This window comes from Paenibacillus sonchi (assembly GCF_016772475.1).
Classification (GTDB): Bacteria; Bacillota; Bacilli; order Paenibacillales; family Paenibacillaceae; genus Paenibacillus_AQ; species Paenibacillus_AQ sonchi.
The window spans coordinates 6,460,561-6,480,316 of the sequence record NZ_CP068595.1 but is presented as its reverse complement, the minus strand read 5'-3'; the positions used below and the strand labels follow the sequence as shown (position 1 = coordinate 6,480,316).

The following is a 19,756-nucleotide window of genomic DNA, read 5'->3' as shown; positions in this document are numbered from 1 at the left end:
AAGCGGCGCCGAGCAGATCCAGATCATGGATAAATCAGGGAAGAACAAAATCGTCATCGATTCCAAAGCGAATAAGCTGTCGGTCCTGTCCGGACAGGATATCGAAATATCCGCCCCCGGCGGGAAGCTGTCCCTCTCCGCGAAAACGATTGAAATGAAATCATCGGCGGACACCAGGATTGAAGCTTCGGCGGGGATGGATGTCAAAGCAGCGGCCAGCATGACGATCAAAGGGGCTACGGTCAATATCAATTAGAGAGGAGCTTCATACATGGGACAGCCTGCCGCGAAAAAGGGCGACCGCATTCTGGCCACCGATACGCATATCGTGATGCTTCCTGCCGGTCCGGCGCCCGTTCCGACGCCGTTGCCCCATCCTTTTACGGGCATTCTGGACGGCGCGCTTAGCGCAAATGTCAAGATTATGGGGCAGCCGGCAGCTACAGTGGATTCCACGGCCACGAATACACCGGCACATGTTCCGCAGGGAGGCCCTTTTCAAAAGCCTCCAACCAATCAGGGGAAAATCATCGCCGGAAGCGTTAGCGTAAAAATCAACGGAAAAATGGCCGCCAGAAACAGCGATCCGGCGCTGACATGCAATGATCCGGCCGATCTGCCGGTAGGCAAGGTGGTTGCGGCAGGAACGGTCTTAATAGGAGGCTGAATTATGGAAGTTGTAGATTTTTTGGGACGGGGCTGGAAATATCCCTTCGCTGTCCATAGAGGGAGCATCAATTCTTCAGATGGAGAAGATTCCATCCGGGAATCCATCCTCCTGATTCTTTCAACCGCCCGCGGCGAACGGGTCATGCGGCCGGATTTCGGCTGCAGGCTGAACGAGCTGGTGTTCTCGCCTAATACGATGAGCACCGCTACGCTGCTGAGGAGCTTTATTGAAGAAGCGCTGCAGAACTGGGAGCCGCGGATCGAAGTGGACGATATTACCGTCACGCCGCGCTCCGACCAGTCTCAGCTGGAGGTGTCCATTGACTATTCAATCAGGGCCAGCAACAGCAAATATAATCTGGTCTATCCATTCTTCCTTGAAAGCGTGGGGAAATAATGCCAAACAAAGTGCCTACCATTGACAAGCGGAATCAGGAACAGCTGGTTCCGGAGCTAAGACGCTTAATCTACCAATACTGCAGCAGGGAATGGACGGATCTGACGGAGCTGGAAGCAGACAAGAAGGTGGATGCGCTGGTCCATATTTTTACCCAAATGATGGGCAAAGTCATCGGCCGGCTGAACCAGGCGCCCGAGAAAAATTTCATTTCCTTTCTGAATCTGATCGGCATTCATCCGACACCGCCCAGATCAGCCAAAGTACCGCTGCTCTTTAAGCAGAAGCCTGATGCGGATACCATCAGCACGATTCCGGCAGGGACGCGGGTATCCGCCCAGCCCGAGAATCAGGCAGAGGTGATTTTTGAAACCGAAAAGGATTTGACGGTCATCCAGCCCCGGCTGGTCCGGGCCGTAAGCCTTGATCCCGAAGAAGACCAGTGGAGCAATCAGGATTATCTTTTTGCTGAGGAGCCTTCCGGACAAAGGGCCAAGTTGTTCAAAGGCGATTCGACGGTGGTCCACAGGCTGTACCTGGGACATTCGGAGCTTCTCGGGTTCGAAGAAGCGGGCAGCCGCTTGTCGGTTTACTTCAACAAGCCGGAAGCAGCCCTGGCTCTGGCTCCGGATGCGCCAGGAGGGGCCGGAGGTCTGCCCGATATGGACTGGTTCTGCTTCGATGAAGAGGGGAATACCGTACAGCTGTCGCCGTCAATGACCGGGATTAAGGAAGATTCTGCCTGGAGGGCGGTGGTTCAGTTTGATCATCTGTCCGGGGTTCATGCGAAGACAATTGCCGGGTACGAGCAAGCGGAGCGTTTGCGGGAATGGTCCAATAAGTGGATATTTGCCGAGCTGAAGACACCCATAACCGCCGCCGCTCTGATGCCGGATATCGAAGATATCCGCTTGGAGCTGAAGCTGGTGAGCCCGGTGCCGCTGATGCCGGATATGGCGGTCAACAACGGCACTTCGCTGGATATGGGCAAGGATTATTATCCATTTGGAGACAAGCCCAAAGTGAACGACACCTTCTATATCGCGTGCAGCGAGGCCTTCTCCAAACCGGGTTCCCGGATTACGCTGAAGATTGAGCTGTCTGATCCGGAAATCAGCAAGCTGCCGGATACCCCTTATGTGAGACTCGGCTGGGAGTACTGGAACGGCAAGGAATGGCTCGGTATCGGCAGCCTGGAAGAGACGCTGGACGGAGAAGCTGCGGCTGCAGGCGGCAGTACGCGCAGCAGCGCCTGCCTTACCGGAAGTGGAATGCTCAGCTTCCAGTGTCCGGGGATCAAGCCGCTGACGCTGAACGGGGAAGAGCGCTACTGGATTCGTGCCCGCATCACCGGCGGGAATTATGGTGAGGAAGCGAAATATGAATACCAGGATGAAGAGGTCAAGCTCGGGGAGGGAAGCATCAAGGTAGCCCAGCTGAAGGTTACACAAGCAACCTATGCTCCCCCTTCCATCCGCAGGCTCAGCATTGCTTACAGCCATACGCTGGAGGGGCACCCGCAAACGGTGCTCACGGAGAACAATTTCAGCTTTGCGGACAAAACGGCTGCCTGTCTGGCGGAAGGGGAATATTTCAAACCTTTTTACCCTTGTGCAGAGCTTGAGCCTACGTTCTATCTGGGCTTTGACCGTGACATCAGCAACCTGCCGGTATCGCTCTTTTTTCCGTTAAACGGGGAACAGCTGAGGCGTCCGGTTGTGGCTTGGGAGTATTGGGACGGCAGAAGATGGCTGACGCTAAGTGTAAATGACGAGATCAGGGGCTTCACCCGGAGGGAAATTCTGCAGTTTGCCGTTCCAACGGATATCGCTAAACGCCCGCTGTTCGGAACAGAGCAGTATTGGATCCGTGCCCGGCTGGATGAGGGACGTTTTGAGATCTTTCCCAGGTCGATGCTATCTTTGCTAATGCGGTATGGGCCCGCAATTCCAATTCGGTTGCCGGTGAGATCCCCGGCTCCAGCAACGGCGAAGAGAACCAGAGCTTCCAATTATCCAAGACGCCTGTGCTGCCCGGACAGTGTCTTCGGGTCCGGGAGGCGCCGGGGCAAGGCGAGTGGGTGCCGTGGGAGGAAGTCGACACTTTTTCCTTGTCTGCCTCGGACGGAAGGCACTATATGCTGGACAGAAGCAGCGGGACGATCATCTTCGGGGACGGAAGAAACGGCATGATCCCGCCGACCGGAACCGGCAATATTGAGTGCGACTATAAGTATGGCGGCGGATCAGCCGGTAATGTTGCCGCAGGAGCGGTAACCAAGATATGGGACAGCTTCAGCTGGCTGGATTCGGTGACTAATCCGGTGGCGGCGGACGGCGGCTTTGACCAGGAGGCGGCGGAGCAGGCTCAAATCCGCGGGCCGCATACGCTGAAAAGCTGGGACAGAGGCGTTACCGCCGAGGACATAGAATGGCTGGTGCGTGAGGCGATGCCCCAGATTGCCAAGGTGAAATGCCTTGGCGCCATGAACCGTGATCTGGAATTCGTTCCGGGCACAGCCACAATCATTGTGGTGCCGGAAACGGATGAGCCAAAGCCGGTCCCCAGCCAGGAATTGCTCAGTGAAATTGAAGCCTATCTGTGCGAACGGACCTCGGCGCCGCTGGACACGAGTGATCCGGGAATTGAAGTGATTGGCCCGGATTACGTGCGGATCGGAGTGGAGGCCGCTGTAGCATTTACCTCCGTAGAACAGCGGAAGGTGGCGGAGGGACGGATTATTGACAACCTGAAGCAGTTTTTTCATCCCCTCTATGGCGGAGACAGGGCTGCGGGTTGGGAGCTGGGACAGAACCTGTATGTTTCCGAGGTCTATGCTGTGATCAAAAATACACCGGGTGTGGATTATGTATCCGGCATTGTCATCAAGGCTTCGGTACAGTGCTTTACGGCAAGTCTTGAACCCCTGGAAAACGGGCCTTATAAACCTCTGGCTGCTTACCCGAAGTACAGTGCGGTCCGTTCTGACGACAACTCTATTCAATTTGCGCTTGCCGAGCGGGTAGAGGCCGGAAGCGAAGTGAAATCGCTGGTGCTTAAGGGGTTCAAGGAGAATGGAAAGATCAGGCTCCGCTACAGAACTTATGAGCCGGTTGAGCTGATTGTCGTATCGATCGACGGGGACATCCTGGAATGCCAGACTCTGGACGGGCAACCGCTGGAGTACAGCTATCCTGAAGGCAGCGACCTTGAATTCGACATCACCGATGATTTAACAGTCCGCACCTATATACTTAACGGGCTGGCTTCAGGTGCTGAATCGTTTTTTGTGAAAATCGCCGTCTTTGAGCCGAAGGATATTGTCTTCTTAAGCAAGACGGATGAGTATGTCAACACCACCCCCTCAAGATTCGCAGCATCCACTCTGATAACATTTTCCTTGAAGAGGATGAGCTGATCTATGGCGGGACGCATCTGATCAACAAACCGGAAGAGCACATCTTCCCGTATCTTCTGGATAAGAACACAGGCCTGCTGCATGATTTGACCGGAACCACGGAAGACTGCCAGCTTGCAGCCATCCTTAAGGAGGAGCGGAAGTTTCTGACCGGCCTTAAGGAAGCGCCAGGGACAGCGGCACGGTGCCGCTATTGTTTTCCGGAGGAGCAGCCATAAAAAAACCTGTATAAGTTGAACTTGAAAAATAAAAAGGGCAGAAGTGACGGAGGGGAAGTTTGGAACTGTAGGAGCGAACGCGTCCGCCTTTGTCTCCGGATTTCAACCGCTAACAGCAGTATGAATCAGGAAATCCGGAGACAACAGTGGCCGGAAGTCCAAACATTCCCCGCAGTTACGACCCTACCCGATATAAAAATCTAAACTTTAACTTATACAACAAAGGAGGAAGAACCCATGCCGCTTCCAGTACCCAACCTGGACGATCTTGGCTTTGATGAGCTAGTGGCGGATGCCAAAACGCTGATCCCGCTCTACGATCCGGATTGGACGAATTATAATCCCTCCGACCCCGGCATCACACTGATTGAGCTGTTTGCATGGTTCAGCGAAATGGTTCTCTACCGGATTGACCAGGTGACGGAAGAGAGCCAGCTGCAGTTCCTCAAGCTGCTGGGTGTTGCCCTGGCAGAAGAGGAGGAGCTGACAAGCGGGATACGGCGCGGGGTGAAGCAGTTCTCGGAGTGCTACAGAGCCGTAACGGCAGCGGATTTTCAGCTGTTGGCCAAGCAGAGCCTGCTGGATATTCCGGGCATTCTGGACACCTATCCCGATCTTGCGGTGCGCACTCTCTGTCTGATCAATACAGATATGGAGAACGGCACCGGAGTGAACAAAGAGGCTTTCGGTCATGTCTCTGTGGTATTGATTCTCCAGACGGATAATCAGAAGGATCTGCTGCGAGAAATGACACAGATCAAGCAGAGGGTCAAAGCTTATCTGGACGCCCGCAAGCTGCTGACCACGCGTGTCCATGTGGTCGAGCCCGATTACCGGGATATCGTGATCGAGATGACGGTGTCCGCCAAGGACAAAAGTATCGGCAGCACGGTTATCGACAGTATTACACGTTTTCTAGATCCGGTAAGCGGGGGAGAGGAAGGCCGGGGCTGGCTTCCGGGCAGAAAGCTGTATGCCTCTGATCTGTACCATCTCGTAGAAGGCATATCCGGGATCGATCATGTTACGAGTGTAGCGCTGGACTCCCCCGACCTGCTGCCGTTCCAGTTATTTAAGCTGAAGGACCTGAAAGTTGAGGTGGAATCGTGAGCAGCCAGAACGATTATAGCTACGTGCAGTACCTTCCCAGAGTATTTCAGCAGAAAGCAGGGGAATCGGACGAACAATTTTTCTGGGCCGGTTCCTGAAGGCCTTTGAAGCCATGCTCTCCGGTAAAACAGGAGCGGCCGGGGAAGAGTCGGTCGGGATTGAAGCACTGCTGGATGGACTGCATCAGTATTTTGATCCCGGCAGGGCCCCCTCCCAGTTTCTGCCCTGGCTCGCAGGCTGGGTAGGCCTGGAGCTGGAAGAAGGCCTCGAATATGACGGGGAACAGGATAACCGGGACCGTGCGCTTGCCCCTATGCAGATTCTCCCGCTTCCTGCGGCCCGCAGCACCGTCAACCGCAATCTGATCAGCAGCATTGTCCAGCTCTACAAAAAACGCGGAACGCTGGACGGGCTGGCGGAATATTTGCAGGTCTACGCGGGAGAAGAGGCCGCCATTCAGATCAATGATTACGAAGAGCCTGTCCGCTGCGGCATCGGGCAGCGTGTAGGAATCAATACCATGGTGGGGGCGGCGGAGCCGAGCTATTTCTCCGTTCATGTCATCCTTCCCGCATACAGCCGGAGCATCCTGCAGAACAAAGTGCAAATTCTGCAAGAGGTGATCCGGAAGGAAAAACCTTTTTACACCAATTCCAGCTTGAATATTGAAGTTCCGAAAATGTGCCTGGGGGTGTACGGGCGTGTTGGAATGGAGACCTTGCTCGGGGGTATGACAGAGAATTAGAAGATAGAGAACGGAGGCAAGTAAATCATGGGAAAAGAATTTGCAAGAATGCGTTACTTTGACGGGCTCTTCCTGAATGCGGAAGATTACAAGCTGGACCAGAATTTCTACCTGCGTTTGCAGCGGCTGCATAACCGTTACCTGCATACCTGGGGCATTGTCTGCGGGCTGAAGGTGCTTCCTGTGCTGGATCCCGGAGAATACATGAAGGTAAAGATAGCCGAAGGGCTGGCTTTGAATCAGGTAGTGATTGAAGATGCTGCGACGAAGAAGAAAGAGAGCATCAGCCAGGAAATCCTCATCTATGAGGGACATCCCGACAATCCGGTGGATCTGTCCGAATATAACGCCAACGAGACCATCTATATTTGGGTCAGCTATGAAGAGATGGAGACTGACCGCAATATTGAGCGGGGCCAGGGAGAGAAGATTCATATCTGGGAGCGGGGACGGATCAGCCACGGTACCAAGAAGCCTGACAGCTCTGAACATATTGTTCTCGCCCGGATCGTCCCGCGCAAGGACAGCAATGGAATCGTAATCGACAGCGCATGTATTTTCGACTACGACAGTGACGTTGCCCGTACGCCGCTCCGGACCTACGCAGGTGCAGCGGGCAAAAAGATGGTTACAGAGAAGCTGATTATCAAAGCAAAAAGCGAAGACAGCATCGACAATATGGAGCTGAATGAAGAAACGCTGGCTGGTATGCCTGCGGTATATACGCTCCAGGAAGGCAAGGTGCTGGAGGTCAGCGCACCGGAGACGCGTTTTACCGGGGCGCTTAACATCGCCGGAGATTTAACGCTCCAGGGTGAGCTTATTCTGCAGAGCAAGGATAAATCGCAAAGTGAAATGCGGATTATGAACAGCTTCGTGGAGGTCAACAGTCCCAACACGGATGATCCAGATTATGAGTTTCCGGGACCGCGGGATGGCGGGCTTGAGGTATACCGTGGCGACGGAGGCATCCATGATGCCCGGATTGTATGGGTGGAGGCCGATCAATGCTTCAAGGCCGGACTTGGCACCGATCTCAAAAAAATTGCCTACGGCAACGAGTGGGACAGCCTGATCAAATATGAGTTCGCCGACCTGCTGCACAGACACAGCAAGCTGTCGTCGCCGGGCGGATCGTCGTTTGGCTTCAACAGCTCCGGCAAGCTGTTCAGCGATGCGGATCTGGCGCTCAAGGACGGGGCAACCTTCTGGCTTAAGGGTACGAACCCGGACACGATTGACAGCTCGCATGGTCTCGGCTGGTTCGGAGCCGGCAAGCCTTTTGCCGCATCTGAAGTGGACGGGCCTGTATTATTCGGGAACAGCGGCGGGGTTCTGGGCACTAGAACGGCCAACAGCGACGGGTCCCGGACCGACCGGCCGGTCCTCTCCTGGAACAAGGCCGGCTATGTCGGAATCGGCCCCCGGAAGGCGCTGGAGGATTCCCTGGATATCGACGGCAGCCTGCGTATCCTCAGCGGCAGGAATCCTGTCCGCTTCACCTCTGTGTGGTCGGGATTTCCGGACAATCAGATTAACGGCGCAGAGATCAGCAATGACATTACCAATCACAAAGCACTGATGATTGTAGGCAACCAGTCAGCCGGACAGGGAAGAAAGGTTGCCATCTGGGACCGCCTCGATGTGAACGGATTTCTGTACGTGAACGGTGTTATGCAGACTGCCCAGGAAATCATTCCAAGTGCAGGCAAAGGCGAGCACAACGGCATCATCTTCCCGGCGAATCCGGGCGGCGGCGGTGCAGATCTGGCATGGATCAAATATTATCCCCGCATCGGCGAGGATTGCACGCTGGAGATTGGCACCTCCAATGATGCCAATGACCACATCTCGCTGAATGCCTCCGGCAATGTAGGCGTCGGAACACTGACCCCGGCAGATAAGCTGGATGTGGCCGGGGAGCTGCGTGTCCTGAGCGGCAAGAATCCGATCCGCTTCACCTCGGCCTGGTCGGGATTCCCGGATCAGGCTCATAATCAGGCGGAGATCAGCAATGATACCACCACTTACAAATCCTTGATGCTGATCGGCAACTCGTCCTCCCGGACGGCAAACGGAAGGTTGCGGTCTGGGATCAGCTGGATGTGAACGGATTCCTGCAGGTGAACGGAAGCGCCCGCATTGCAGGGGATCTGCAGATCACAGGAAGCATCAAGACCGATGTGTTCAACTTCGACGGAAGATTTAAAAAGCTGGATGTAGCAGATAATTTTGCGGCGTATGTACGCTGTGCTGACTTCTACATCGGCTATTCCGGACGCCGTGGAGCTCCCGGCAGAGCCTTGGTGGATAATGGAAACCACCTGGTGCTCAATTATGGAAATGACTGGTCGTACGCCTCGGTTCACAGCAGCCTTGAAGTGAAAAATGCCCTGATCCCCAGTGCGGGCAGCGGCAATAACGGGATTATCTTCCCTTCCGATCCCGGCGGCGGCAGCGGCGACTCGGCTTGGATCAAGTTCTACCCGACCAGCGGGGAAAACTGCGTGCTGGATATCGGTGTATCCAATGATGCCGGGGACCGCATTTATCTTCATGCCAGCGGCGGTGTCTATGCCAACGGCAGCATGTACTGGTGGTCCTCACGCGAGCTGAAGGACAACATCGCCGATATTCCCGTCAAAGAAGCGAAGCAGCTGCTCGACGGGCTGAACCCGGTTTCTTTTAAATACAAAGGAAGCACGAAGGAAAAAACGCTTGGTTTTATCGCTGAAGAGGTGCCGGCGGTTCTGGCCGACCCTGACCAGCGGGCCATCAGCGGGATGGATATCATCGCCGTTCTGACCAGTGTGGTGAAAGACCAGCAGAAGGCTATAACCAGAATGCAAAAACAAATCGCAACCCTGCAGGGTGCCTAAAAATTGGAGGATGAAATGATGAAGGAACAACTGGAAGCGCGCATGAATGAACTGAAGGCAGAACTCGAATCCGGCCGGCAAATGATGCAGGAGCTGGATGAGAAACGCAGCAATCTGGGGTATGCCATGACACGGATCAGCGGGGCCATCCAGGTGCTGGAGGAATTGTCTGCCGGCGAAGAGGAGTCCGTTCAAGACTGAATAAGCTGTAACTATGAAAGCCGGGAGGAGTGGGATTGTGCCAAAGGATATGAAACGCATGAATTATTTCAACGGGCTGCTGCTTAAGGAAGAGGACTTAACACTGGATCAGGATTATCATAAGCGCGCACGCGGGCTGCATAACCGTTATTTCCATAATTGGGGGTCGTCACCGGGCTTAAGGTCAATCCAAAAGAGCTGACCAAAGTAGAGATTGATCCGGGGTTTGCCCTGAACCGGATCACGGACCCGGACAACAATGAAGAGATCAGCCAGGAAATTCTGGTCAGTGACACCCATCCGAATCGTGTGCTGGATCTGTCCGGATACAGCACCTCGGATCAGATCTATATTTCAGTCAGCTACATGGAAGAGCTGGCAGACCCCGACCTGCTCAAGGGGGGCGGGAAAAAATTCATGTGTGGGAAAAAGCGGATATCAAGGCCAGCTCCCTGAAGCCTAAGGATGTGCGCAAGGACATCCTGTTAGGCCGTGTAACCCTGAAGCATAATCAGGACGGAGCGCTTAGCATCGACCAGATTTATGATACTGACGTGGACGGAACGCAACTTGTAACCAGAGCCATAGGCGGAGAAACGCTTAAGGCTGACAAAATTATTGTCGGATCCAAGGATGATCCGGACCAGCCCTTCTTGAGCAACTCCGTTAAAGAGGATGGAAAAGAGGGAAACAAGCTCAATGTTCACGCAGCCTTGACTGAATTTACGGGCAATCTGAGAACCGGTGCGATCAGCTCCTACGGAGCCTTGGATGTAAACGGCGAGCTTGCTGTCACTGCCGGCAGTGAGCAGGTGTTCAAGGTTAATGATTCCGGGGACGTGGATATGTCGGGTTCCGTTGCCGTAGCCGGATCTTTCTCTGCCAAAAGCGGGATTGAAGTCAGCGGAGGCATGGCTGTACTGGATGTGCCTCAGGTCATGGTGGGCGGAAATATGGTTACGCTCAACAAAAATGCCAGTAAGGAGAACAATAGCGGCTTTGAAGTCATCCGCAAGGACGAGCCCAGCGCCAAGCTGCTGTGGGATGAAAAGAGCAAAGGGTGGATGATTGGAACCGATGTGAAGGAGGGGATGCGGCCAGCGGCATGTTCCATGTCGCCTATGGAGCAGAGTGGGAGCAGCTGCATGGCGGCTCACTTGCCGATGGCCTGCATTCCCACAGTCAGCTGCATTCGGCGGACGGGAAGCCGGCTCTCCGCACCGATGCGCAGGGCAACATCCAGATCGACCAGACACTGACCGTGTCAGGGAGCCTGGTGTCCAAGCAGGACGGGCTGGAGGTCTTCCGGGAGAGACACTGCCTAATGCCAAGATTGCCTGGAACGAGAAGGCGAAGTCCTGGCAGATCGGCACGGCAAACGGAGACATGACGGATATCCCGGACGGGAAGCAGTGGGAAGAGCTGACCGGCGGAACCGGCAACGCGGATGCCCTGCATACCCACAGACAATTCCATAATGAGGATAAAAGCCTGCTGGCCCTGGAAATTGGTGCTGACGGAAATGTAAATATTCCGCATGAGCTGATGGTCGGCGAGACGCTTACGGTCAACAAGCTGATTGTCAGGGAAGAAGAGGTAGTCGTCAAGAAAGTGGAGCAGGAGGTGGCGGACAGCTTCCTGACCGTGAACAAGGCAGACAATGATGCAGTGCTTGGCAGTAAAGGGGGCCTGGACGTATACCGGGGCATAAAGAATCCGAAAGCCCGTATGGAATGGAATGAGGCGGAGCGCAAGTGGAAAATCGGACTCGAAGGCAGCATGTCCGACATTCCGTATGGAACCAAATGGGATTCACTGACGAACGGCTCGCTGGCCGATGCGGCACACAAGCACAGTGCGCTCAGCACACCGTCAGGGGGAACGATCCTCTCCGCCGATGAACAGGGGAAGGTGTCTGCTTCCGGGAGTCTGGAGATTGGCGGAACCCTGAAGGGCCAGGGCAATGCTGAGCTCAAGGCTGATCTGAATGTGGGCGGCTCTGCTACCATCGAGGGCAACCTGACGGTAAAGGGCAAGACCACCTATGTGGACAAAGTAGATCTGGTTGTCGCCAGCAACCGGATTGAACTGAACAAATCCGAAAGCAACGGCTCCATCTTGAACCAGAGCAGCATTGACGTCTACCGGGGGAAGCAGAAACCGAGCGCCAGGCTGGTCTGGAACGAAACGGACGGCAGATGGAAGCTGGGGCTGGGAGATGAGCTGTCCAATATTGCGTACGGCAGCAATTGGGATGCGCTGACCGGAGGCGTGAGCTCGGATGCGGATGGCCTGCACCGGCATAATTCTCTAAGTGACAGCAAGGGCAACACTGTAATCCAGGCTACTGCCAAGGGCGATATTGAGATTACGAACAGCGCGGAGGTACAGGGAACACTTACTGTCGACAACGGTGCGGATATCAGCGGCGGGCTGGCGGTGCAAGGTCAGCTTAAGGTCGACGGCAACCTGATTGTCAAAGGTACCACGACTACTGTTGAGCGTGAAGACCTGGTCGTTACCAATAATGTGATCGAGATTAACAAGTTCAAAGGCGAGACGCCGCCCGCGAATGAGAGCGGGATTGAGGTCTACCGGGGGAATCGCAGCCTGCCGCCAGAATTATCTGGAACGAGAGTGAACGCAAATGGAAGGTTGGCACAGGCAGCGCTCTGGAAAATATCGCAAGCGGCAGCTCCTGGGACAAGCTGACGCAAATGGCGAGTGCGGATTCCCTGCACACCCACAGCCAGATCTACAATCCGCAGACCGATATACTGGCACTAAGCGCCAGTGCCGAGGGGGATGTGGATGTCCATCATGATCTGACCGTCGGCAGCAATCTTACAGTGGCCGGAGATCTGGAAGTCCGGGGGACTTCTGCCAGCATCACTACGGACGAGTTGGACATCGGCAGTCCATGGGTCACGATCAATAAGGATGGCGGTGAGGTCTCTTCACTTTCCGGCGGCGGATTGGAAATCTACCGGGGACCCAACCAGCCTGCTGCCAAGATTTCCTGGGACGAGACTAAGGATGAGTGGCAGCTTGCAACGCCTACAGAACCTGCTGCAATGGTTGTTGATACATCAGGTAATGTCAATGTATCCGGTGGACTGAAGGCTGCCAACGCCAGTGTCCTTGGTGCGGTGACCGCTGCCAGTGCAGCTATTGCCGGAACGGTGACCGTTGGTGATGGTCTTGAAGTACTCCAGGGAACGGAGACGAGTGCACAGATCAAATGGGCAAAGGACCGCTGGAAGCTGGGAACCGCAGGCAAAACTGTACTTAGCCTGACCCGCAGCGGCAAAGTGGGTGTGGGCACAGATAATCCTACTGAAGTTCTGGATGTGGCCGGCAAGGCTGTTTTCCGGACAGAGGCGGAAATCGCCGGAGCAGCAACGTTTTCGGGCAAGGTCACTGCCCATGGCGAAGCGACATTCGAAGGAGACGCTGCATTTAATAAGGCGATTCATGCGGCAGATCTTGCGGTAAGCAAAAATGCAGTCGTGGCCGGCAATGTTGTTGCGGGCGGCTTCGAGGCTCCGCGCGGGCTGGACAGCAGCGGCAAGGAACTGCCGAATGCGCGGATCGTCTGGAATAACGTGCAGAAGGCCTGGTTCTATGGCGACGGAGTTACGCTCTCGGAATTCGGCACGGGCAAAGGCGGCCAGAACAAGCTCTACAACGCGCTTGGTGATACCATTGCCCTGTTCGCGGATTCGGAAGGCAGAGTAGGGATCGGAACCAATACCCCGCTGGCACTTATGGATGTCAAGATTAAGGGGGGGCTCACGGCTTTCAGCGTAACCGGAGCAGGAAATGTCGGTATCGGGACCTATGATCCGAAATCAAAGCTCGATGTGCAGGGCGACACAGCGGTTGCGGGAACCCTCACAGCGGTTAATGCCGTCATCTCCAAGGATCTGACCGTAACAGGCAATCTGACTGTGAACGGCGATACAGTGATGATCAATGCAGCTACCCTGGAAGTTGAAGACAACATTATTAGAGTGAATAAGTATGCACCCCAAGCAACGCCGGTTGTCAAAAATGCCGGGCTGGAGGTATTCCGCGGCGGGACCGCGCTCCCGGCCCAACTGATCTGGGATGAAACTGCCGATGAATGGCAGGCCGGTGTCCCGAATGCCCTGAAGGCTATCGAGTTCAAAGGCCATACCCATCCGGAGTTCGCCGAATTGTCCGGCGCATTTACCGTAGTTTCCGGAAATGTCGGGATCGGCACCCCGGCGCCGGCCGCCAAGCTGGATGTCAACGGCAATGTGGCCGTTTCCGGCAAGCTGACCGCTGTAGACGCCGCTGCCAGCGGGACATTAACGGCCAAGGATGCCGCAGTTACGGGAACACTGACTGCTAAGGATGCGAATCTGAGCGGTACGGCAGCATTTAAAGACGCCGCAGTCAACGGCACATTTACGGCGAAAGATGCCGCAGTCAGCGGTGTATTGACCGCGAAGGAGGCAACGGTCAGCAATGCATTGACGGCGAAGGATGCAACGGTCAGCGGTGTATTGACCGCGAAGGATGCAGCCATCAGCGGCAGCCTTACCCTCGGCCAGGGCATTGCCGTGGACAGGGGAGCCGACCCGAAAGCGCAGCTTCTCTGGGACGAATCCACAGATGCCTGGCAGGCTGGGGTAGCCGGAAGTATGAAGCAGCTTTCGTACAGCGGCCACACCCATCCGGAGCTGACGGCTCTGACCGGTGTGCTGAAGATAGCCTCCGGGAATCTCGGGATTGGCACCGCAGCGCCAACCGCCAAGCTGGATGTGAACGGCAATGCGGTTGTCTCAGGTAAACTGACCGTTGTTGACACAGCCATCAGCGGTACCTTGACTGCCAAAGACGCAACGGTCAGCGGCAGCCTTACCCTCAGCCAGGGCATTGCCGTGGAGAGGGGAACCGATCCGAAAGCACAAATTCTGTGGAATGAAGCGCTGGATGAGTGGCAGGTTGGCGTAGCAGGCAGCCTGAAGCAGCTTTCGTACAGCGGCCATACACACCAGGAGCTTTCAGACCTGAGCGCTGTGCTGAAGATCGCTTCCGGCAATCTCGGGATTGGCACCGCCACACCGGCTGCCAAGCTGGATGTCAACGGCAATGCGGCAGTGTCCGGGAAGCTGACGGTGGCCGACGCGGCAGTAAGCGGTACCTTGACAGCAAAGGACGCAGCACTAACCGGAGTGCTGACCGTGAAGGATGCATCTCTAAGTGGAACATTGACGGTTCCAAATGCAACAGTGTCCGCCACGCTGACAGCGAAAGACGCTGCGGTTAGCAATAAACTGACCGCCAAGGATGCTGTCATCAGCGGCAGTCTGGCGGTTAGCCAAGGCATTGAAGTCGGCCGCGGAACGGACAAAAAGGCCCGGATCGCCTGGAACGCAGCTAATAATGTATGGCAAGCCGGAATCGAAGGCGATTTGCAGACCTTAGTCTGCAAGGATCACGTTTATGATGAGCTGATTCAGGTAGCGGGCGCGGTGACCGTGGACTCCAGCAGCAATGTAGGGATCGGCAAAACCCCAACCGACGATTACAAGCTGGATGTGAACGGCAACCTGCGGGCGACCAATTTCGCCCAGACCTCTTCCAGAACCTTCAAGGAGAACATCGCCAGCCTTCCGGTGAAAAAAGCCCTGGAGCTGCTGAACAAGCTGAAGCCTGTTACCTTCAACTACAAAGCGGAAAATGCCAAGAAACAGAATATCGGCTTCATCGCCGAGGACGTTCCGCAAATCTTCTCGACCACGGATCACAAGTCCGTTGTTCTGATGGATATCATCGCTGTGCTGACTACCGTTGTGCAGAAGCAGCAGAAGGAAGCCCAGGATATGCGGAAGCAGGTTAATGAACTTCAGGTTCAGGTAAAAGCCCTCGCAGGCGCATAACCGATAGGCGCTTGTAAGAACAGATTAAGCAGCTCCTTCAGCCATAGTGCTGTGGGGCTGCTTTGTTTTTTTATAATTAGTAAACACGCAGCCTACTGAGCGAAAAATACCTTTGAATTATGCACAGGCAGGCTTCTCATAATATTCTCACCAGCTAATCAGCCCTGGACTGCCATTTTGCAAAGTTGAAGTGTAGAATGGTCAGTAGATGAACGCCGCAGGAGGAACAGGGATGTCAAAAGAGTATTCGCGCACCTATATTGAGAGTGTAAAGCTGGAGCTGCTGAGCAGGCTTGGCCTGAAGCAGGTCTATTATAAGGGTCAGGCAGGCGATGATTTGCTCTATGAAGCCACAGGTTTTGACAAAAAGACCCAGCATCGATTCTGCGTCAGAACCAGAACCGGGACCGTTGACGAATTCGTGGCCGGGAAATGGATGAAGGTCCGCAGCTTTGAGATCAAGAGCAAAGAGCAATAAGACTTGAAATCCGAAAACAACAAAGCCGCCTAACCCGCGATCTAATGGGATAGACGGCTTTTTTATGCTGCAATCTACATAGAGAAATCGTTGCCGAGATACACGTTCGGCGCAGTCAGATACAGCTCACGGACCACTACATTCTGCGGCTGCTGCAGCGCGTAGACTACAGCTCTTGCTATATCATCGCCGCTCAAAAAGGTCTGGCCCATGGCCCCGCTAATCCGTGCAATCAGCTCTTCCGGCAGGTGGTCCCCCTGCTTGTATTCGACCTCCATCCCCAGCTTGCGGGCTAGCTGTACAACTGCCTCCGGTTCAAGGTTCCGTCCAAAGTTGGTGGCTACAGCACCGGGAAGAATCGTTGTTATCTGAATCGGCTCTTGGGCCAGCTCACGTGTCAAGGCTTGTCCGATTGCATTCACCATATGTTTGGTGGCGCTGTAGAAATCCCTTCCCGGTTCGTAGGCGTTGCCTGAGGAAATATTAATAATATGGCCTGGGGCGCCGCCTTCATTCAGCCGCATGGCCTGGACAGCTGCCTGCGAGCCGGCCAGAAGTGCCAAGATATTGACATCGATCATCTCCCGCCAGTCCTCCACCTTCGTATCGACAATATTCCCATGGATATGCAGGCCGGCATTGTTGACCATGATATCCAAATGACCGGTCTGCGTCCGGGTTTGGCGGATAAAATCCTGCAGCCTGCCGGTATCCCGGAGATCAAATGCGCTGCAGGTGGCTTGCCCGCCTGCCACTTCGATTTGCGACTTCACCTCTTCCAGTTGTTCCCGGCTTCTTCCAGTGATGAAGACATGCACACCTTGTGCTGCAAGCCGGGTGGCGATGGCGCGTCCAATGCCGCTGGATGCCCCGGTAATGACGGCTGTTTTATGATTTAACATGCTGTTTCCTCCTTTATGTTATGAACAATGTGTTGATTTATGAACCATGTGTTTATTATAATCAGGGTAAAATACACTTACAATAATCACTATTTTGAATAGTGTTCATTAAGGTTGTAGTGGAGAAATGGAGGGGCTTTTATGGAAAAAGCCGCTGATCTGCGGGTGATCCGCACGAAGAAGCTGATTGATGAAGCGTTTCTGTCACTTGTTGAGGAGAAAGGGCTGGAAAGTGTGAATGTTAGAAGTCTGACCTCTAAGGCAGGGATTAACCGCGGCACCTTCTATCTGCATTATCAGGATATTTATGATCTGATGGAGAAGATGGAGGATCAGATTATTGAAGAGATGAACGCTCTGCCAGCCCGGAGCATACCTGAACAGCTGCTTGGCAGCGGAAGTGTAGAAGAGCCTTTTCCCTCGATTGTGGAATTTATCCGCTTTATGAACGGGCGGCACCGGTTTTTTGCTATTTTTTTCGCCCAGGAAGGCATCTCATTTGGAAAAAGACTAAGAACACTGATTCACAGCCGCATGTATGAGAAGCTTCCCCGGCAGGCCATGAATCCGGACGCCTTGGCGGTCCCGGACGAATATATTGTCGCATATTTCAGCTCAGCGCATTTTGGGGTCATCCGGCACTGGTTTGAATCGGGGAGAACACTCCCCCGGAGCAGGTGGCGCTGATCTTAACCCGCCTCGTCCGCGACGGCCCGCTGCTGACCGCGCTGAACCGTAAGCCGGAACAGCCACAGAAGTGAATTCCCTTCACCAGTACAGGATAACCGCCTCTATTTATCTGGAATAATATTCATAAAAATAAGTTGACTGAATCAACTTATCGGAGTATAACATAGTTGACTGGATCAACCATGGAGGCGGTAAAATGGAGCTTTTAACACTCGCAAGAAATGTAGGAATACTCCACAGGCAAACTCAGACGTATATTGCGGCTATTGGCAGCACTCTGGATATCAGCTTCTCGGAGTGTATCCTTCTGATGAACATTTACGGCAATGAGGGTATCACCCAGGAAGAACTGTCCGCCCTGTTGTTTATTGATAAGGCGGCAACGGCTAGATCGCTTCAATCTCTTGAGAAGAAGGGGGTGATCAGGCGGGAGACGAAAAATGAGGATAGAAGAGCCAAGAAACTTTTTGTTACGGATAAAGGAACAGAATTTCAAGCGTATTTCTTCAACCGTCTGGAAGCATGGGAGAAGGTTACAACCGGAGGAATGGATGAAGAGGCAAAGGACCAGGTCTTTAAGGGGCTGAAGAGGATGGCGGAGCAATCCATGCGGGCAGACCTAAGTGACTGTCAACAATCCAAGGAAGAAGGCCATAAGTATGCCATTGAACCCGAAACTGAATAAATTGCTGGAGACTGATTTTGCACAAATTCAAGCTTGTGTATCAGGTCATCATTAACGCAATGCTGGATTTGCCGGGAGTCACAGAACCTAAATCGCGCGTGGAGAATGCGGAAGGCTATAGACTGACCACCAAAGGCATCGAATGGTTTGTGTCCCGGTACTTGAATGAAGCAAGCGAGGCCCGGAGCCCTCTGGCTTCACCGCTGCTTGCTGAGTATCTTGGAGAGCTTCCTCCCGCTTGCGTGATTACCTCAGAATATGATCCGTTGAGAGATGAAGGGGAGATGTATGCGCAGCGGCTCATTGCGGCAGGAGTTGATGTTTGCTTAAAAAGATACAACGGGGTCATTCATGGTTTTTTTAACATGCAGGAGACTTTGGAGGAAGCGCAGGATGCCCTGGCGCTGGTCTGTGCGATGCTGGCGGAAGCATTCGGGAAGGAGCTGCAATGATGGCTGGTATCCAGGAATTGCGTGCAAGTAAAATCGATCTTCACAGCCATTATCTGCCTTCAGCCTACAGAGAGGCATTGCTGAAACATACCGGACCCAATCCCGATGGGTTTCCAACTCCCGTCTGGAATGCGGACCTTCATTTGGAGGCGATGGAGCAATTGGGGATTGCGGTCTCGCTATTGTCTTTGTCTTCTCCCCATATTCATTGGGGAGACAGAGAAGCTGCCAGAGAATTGGCCCGGAGGGTAAACGAGGACGGTGCGGAGCTTGTGCGGAAATATCCCGGGAAGTTTGGCTTGCTGGCCTCATTGCCTGTGCCGGAGATTTCCGATTCCATTGCAGAGATTAAATACGCTATGGATGTGCTGCATGCTGACGGTTTTACACTGCCTACCCATGCGCTGGGAGTATATCTGGGCAATCCCTGCCTGCATGATATCTTTGACGAGCTGAACACACGTAAAGCCATTGTCGCACTTCATCCCAATAGACCCACGCTTGTCCCGGAGCATGTTCTGGAAAGATTGCCTGCCCCGATGATGGAGTTTTTCTTCGATACGACCCGCACAGTAATGAACCTTATCTTCACAGGGACCTTAAGCCGCTTTCCCGACATCACTTACATTATCCCGCATGCCGGTGCGTTCCTGCCGGTACTTGCCGACCGGATTGCACCGGCGCTGCATATGATGCCTTCGATATTCGGTGAGCACACGGAGGATGCCGGGTTGGATATCTACGCCTCACTAAAAGGACTTTATTATGACCTTGCCGGCGCTTGTCTGCCCAGACAGCTGGGCAACCTGCTGCAATTGATTGGGACGGACCATCTCTTGTATGGCAGCGACTATCCGTATACCCCGGCTGATGCCTGCAAATCTTTAGCGGACGGTCTGGAGGGGACTGGTTTGCTGACGGATGAAGCGCGCTGTCAAATCTATGGTGAGAATGCGTTGCGTTTGTTTCCAGAGCTGTAACGGCTTCTTCTGAGATTCCG

Annotated in this window: 20 protein-coding genes; 19 read left to right on the top strand and 1 reads right to left on the bottom strand. The window is 54.1% G+C overall.

Annotated elements, in window-relative coordinates; translation table 11 throughout:
* The first annotated feature begins 25 nt into the window (after window positions 1-25).
* The 15 genes from JI735_RS29110 to JI735_RS29040 all read left to right on the top strand — a co-directional run bounded on the left by JI735_RS29110 (window position 26) and on the right by JI735_RS29040 (window position 16,027).
* Window positions 26-256 (top strand): hypothetical protein, encoded by a 231-nt coding sequence (locus JI735_RS29110; RefSeq protein ID WP_202676680.1) that lies wholly within the window; start codon window positions 26-28, stop codon window positions 254-256.
* 15 nt (window positions 257-271) lie between these two features.
* Window positions 272-667: a PAAR domain-containing protein gene (locus JI735_RS29105; RefSeq protein WP_039837780.1), complete on the top strand. Its 396-nt coding sequence runs from the start codon at window positions 272-274 to the stop codon at window positions 665-667.
* A 3-nt stretch (window positions 668-670) separates the two neighbouring features.
* Window positions 671-1,066, top strand: a complete 396-nt coding sequence (locus JI735_RS29100) for a GPW/gp25 family protein (protein ID WP_039837779.1) — start codon at window positions 671-673, stop codon at window positions 1,064-1,066.
* Window positions 1,067-2,984: 1,918 nt separating this feature from the next.
* Window positions 2,985-4,484, top strand: a complete 1,500-nt coding sequence (locus tag JI735_RS29095) for a putative baseplate assembly protein (protein ID WP_202677705.1) — start codon at window positions 2,985-2,987, stop codon at window positions 4,482-4,484.
* A gap of 86 nt (window positions 4,485-4,570) precedes the next feature.
* Window positions 4,571-4,702: a hypothetical protein gene (locus JI735_RS37090; RefSeq protein WP_267919019.1), complete on the top strand. Its 132-nt coding sequence runs from the start codon at window positions 4,571-4,573 to the stop codon at window positions 4,700-4,702.
* A 237-nt stretch (window positions 4,703-4,939) separates the two neighbouring features.
* Window positions 4,940-5,812, top strand: coding sequence for a baseplate J/gp47 family protein (locus tag JI735_RS29090; RefSeq protein WP_039837773.1), 873 nt, complete (start codon window positions 4,940-4,942; stop codon window positions 5,810-5,812).
* A gap of 112 nt (window positions 5,813-5,924) precedes the next feature.
* Complete coding sequence (locus JI735_RS29085; protein ID WP_202676679.1) at window positions 5,925-6,557, top strand: phage tail protein; 633 nt, start codon at window positions 5,925-5,927, stop codon at window positions 6,555-6,557.
* Window positions 6,558-6,584: 27 nt separating this feature from the next.
* Window positions 6,585-8,666 (top strand): hypothetical protein, encoded by a 2,082-nt coding sequence (locus tag JI735_RS29080; RefSeq protein WP_202676678.1) that lies wholly within the window; start codon window positions 6,585-6,587, stop codon window positions 8,664-8,666.
* Window positions 8,663-9,436, top strand: coding sequence for a tail fiber domain-containing protein (locus tag JI735_RS29075; protein WP_202676677.1), 774 nt, complete (start codon window positions 8,663-8,665; stop codon window positions 9,434-9,436). The genes JI735_RS29080 and JI735_RS29075 overlap by 4 nt, the downstream gene beginning before the upstream one ends.
* Window positions 9,437-9,451: 15 nt before the next feature.
* The gene (locus JI735_RS29070) at window positions 9,452-9,637 is read left to right on the top strand and encodes a hypothetical protein (protein WP_231869728.1); all 186 of its coding nucleotides are present in this window, start codon (window positions 9,452-9,454) and stop codon (window positions 9,635-9,637) included.
* A 37-nt stretch (window positions 9,638-9,674) separates the two neighbouring features.
* On the top strand, window positions 9,675-9,839 hold the full coding sequence (locus JI735_RS29065; RefSeq protein WP_202676676.1) for a hypothetical protein: 165 nt from the start codon (window positions 9,675-9,677) through the stop codon (window positions 9,837-9,839).
* Window positions 9,797-10,093: a hypothetical protein gene (locus JI735_RS29060; RefSeq protein ID WP_202676675.1), complete on the top strand. Its 297-nt coding sequence runs from the start codon at window positions 9,797-9,799 to the stop codon at window positions 10,091-10,093. Before JI735_RS29065 ends, JI735_RS29060 begins: the two co-directional genes overlap by 43 nt.
* Window positions 10,094-10,768: 675 nt before the next feature.
* The gene (locus JI735_RS29050) at window positions 10,769-12,349 is read left to right on the top strand and encodes a bactofilin family protein (protein ID WP_233476102.1); all 1,581 of its coding nucleotides are present in this window, start codon (window positions 10,769-10,771) and stop codon (window positions 12,347-12,349) included.
* A gap of 5 nt (window positions 12,350-12,354) precedes the next feature.
* Window positions 12,355-15,549 carry a tail fiber domain-containing protein gene (locus JI735_RS29045; RefSeq protein ID WP_202676672.1) on the top strand — a complete coding sequence of 1,065 codons (3,195 nt, stop codon included), beginning with the start codon at window positions 12,355-12,357 and terminating at the stop codon, window positions 15,547-15,549.
* Between the two features lie 232 nt (window positions 15,550-15,781).
* The gene (locus JI735_RS29040) at window positions 15,782-16,027 is read left to right on the top strand and encodes a hypothetical protein (protein WP_039837758.1); all 246 of its coding nucleotides are present in this window, start codon (window positions 15,782-15,784) and stop codon (window positions 16,025-16,027) included.
* A gap of 74 nt (window positions 16,028-16,101) precedes the next feature.
* Here JI735_RS29040 and JI735_RS29035 read toward each other — a convergent pair whose 3' ends face one another.
* Window positions 16,102-16,929, bottom strand: coding sequence for an SDR family oxidoreductase (locus JI735_RS29035; protein WP_051052100.1), 828 nt, complete (start codon window positions 16,927-16,929; stop codon window positions 16,102-16,104).
* 141 nt (window positions 16,930-17,070) lie between these two features.
* On the opposite strand from JI735_RS29035, the gene JI735_RS29030 reads away from it, so the two are divergent.
* From JI735_RS29030 to JI735_RS29015, 4 genes are all read left to right on the top strand, one after another.
* Window positions 17,071-17,616 carry a TetR/AcrR family transcriptional regulator gene (locus JI735_RS29030; RefSeq protein ID WP_202676671.1) on the top strand — a complete coding sequence of 182 codons (546 nt, stop codon included), beginning with the start codon at window positions 17,071-17,073 and terminating at the stop codon, window positions 17,614-17,616.
* Window positions 17,617-17,815: 199 nt separating this feature from the next.
* Window positions 17,816-18,304, top strand: coding sequence for a MarR family winged helix-turn-helix transcriptional regulator (locus JI735_RS29025; protein ID WP_039837756.1), 489 nt, complete (start codon window positions 17,816-17,818; stop codon window positions 18,302-18,304).
* A 17-nt stretch (window positions 18,305-18,321) separates the two neighbouring features.
* Window positions 18,322-18,756 carry an alpha/beta hydrolase fold domain-containing protein gene (locus JI735_RS29020; protein ID WP_233476101.1) on the top strand — a complete coding sequence of 145 codons (435 nt, stop codon included), beginning with the start codon at window positions 18,322-18,324 and terminating at the stop codon, window positions 18,754-18,756.
* Window positions 18,753-19,736 (top strand): amidohydrolase family protein, encoded by a 984-nt coding sequence (locus JI735_RS29015; RefSeq protein ID WP_039837754.1) that lies wholly within the window; start codon window positions 18,753-18,755, stop codon window positions 19,734-19,736. Before JI735_RS29020 ends, JI735_RS29015 begins: the two co-directional genes overlap by 4 nt.
* The last annotated feature ends 20 nt before the right edge of the window (window positions 19,737-19,756 follow it).